Origin of the sequence: Streptomyces sp. NPDC057424, assembly GCF_042803315.1 — a bacterium.
In the GTDB taxonomy this organism is placed as follows: domain Bacteria; phylum Actinomycetota; class Actinomycetes; order Streptomycetales; family Streptomycetaceae; genus Streptomyces.
In genome coordinates this window covers 819-2,235 of sequence record NZ_JBHVCP010000128.1, presented here as the reverse complement: position 1 = coordinate 2,235, position 1,417 = coordinate 819, and the positions used below count along the sequence as shown (strand labels likewise).

The following is a 1,417-nucleotide window of genomic DNA, read 5'->3' as shown; positions in this document are numbered from 1 at the left end:
TTCTCCTACGGGCGTCAGTCCTTGTCGTTCTTGCTCTCGTCCTCGTCCTCGACCATGGCGTCGACCTCGTCCTCGTCGGCCTTCGGCGCGGCCGGAGCCTGGGCTTCGTCGTCCTCGTCCTCGACCATGGCGTCGACGAACTCCACGCCGTCCAGCTCGGCGAGCCGGTCCGAGGCGTCGGTGCTGCCGTCGCGGTCGGCCTCGACGGCCTTCGCGAACCACTCCCGCGCCTCGCTCTCGCGCCCCGCCGCGAGCAGCGCGTCGGCGTAGGCGTACCGCAGACGCGCGGTCCACGGCTGCACGGAGCCGGCGGCCAGCTCCGGGCTCTGCAGCGTCACGATGGCCGCGTCCAGCTGCCCCATGTCCCGGCGAGCGCCGGCCGCGACGAGCCGCATCTCGACCTGCCCGGCCTTGTCGAGCTTGTGCACCTCGGGCGCCCCGGCCATGTCCAGCGCCTTCTCCGGCCGCCCGAGCCCACGCTCGCAGTCGGCCATGACGGGCCACAGGTCGATGTTCCCGGTCATCCGCTTGGCAGCCCGGAACTCGGCCAGTGCCTCGCCGTACTTCTGGCTGGCGTACGCGGCGAACCCTGCGGCCTCCCGTACGGCGGCGACACGCGACGCCAGCCGCAGCGCCACCCTGGAGTAGCCGTACGCCCCCTCGGGGTCCTCGTCGAGGAGCCGCGCGACCATCACCAGATTCCTGGCGACGTCTTCCGCGAGCGTCTTGGGCAGGCTCTGCAACTCCTGCCGTACGTCCTTGTCGATCTCGTCGCCCGTGACGTCCTCGGGGATCGGCAGCCGCTTGATGGGCTCCCTGTCCCGCTCCCGCTCCTCACGGAACCGGCCGGGGCCACGGTCGTCCCGGCCGCGGAAGCCACCCCGGTCGCCGTCACGCCGGTAGCCACGGTCGCCCCGGTCGTCACGCCGGGGACCGCGCCCGCCGCGGTCGTCACGGCCGCGGAAGCCACCGCGGTCGCCCCGGTTGTCGTCCCGCCGGAACTCGCCACGGTCACTGCGGGGGCCGTCCTCACGACGGAAGCCAGGGCGCCCGCCCCGGCCGGCGTCGTCGCGCCGGAAGCCGCCGCGGTCCCCGCGGTCGTCGCCGCGGCGCTCGTCACGGCGCTCGTCACGGCCACGGAAACCACCGCGGTCGTCACGCCGGAAGCCGCGGTCACCATCCTTGGGCCGGTCCTGATCGTCGCGGCGGGGCCCACGGTCACGGTCGTCACCGCGGAAACCGCGGTCGCGGTTGTCGTCGCGGCGGAAACCGCCACGGTCGTCACGGCGGGGGAACCCACCGCGGTCGCCCTCGCGCCGCTCGCCACGCCGGTCGTCGCGCCGCTCGTCCCGACGGTCGTCGCGCCGGTCGTCACGCCGGAAGGCAGGGCGGTCACCCCGATCGTCGCGCCGGAACG

At 74.5% G+C, this 1,417-nt stretch carries 1 protein-coding gene; it reads right to left on the bottom strand.

The genetic code is table 11. From position 1 onward, the window contains the following. Window positions 1–14: 14 nt before the first annotated feature. A complete protein-coding gene (locus ACFU3E_RS38385) occupies window positions 15–800 on the bottom strand; it encodes a tetratricopeptide repeat protein (RefSeq protein WP_384169456.1) in 786 nt (261 codons plus the stop codon). Window positions 801–1,417: the final 617 nt, after the last annotated feature.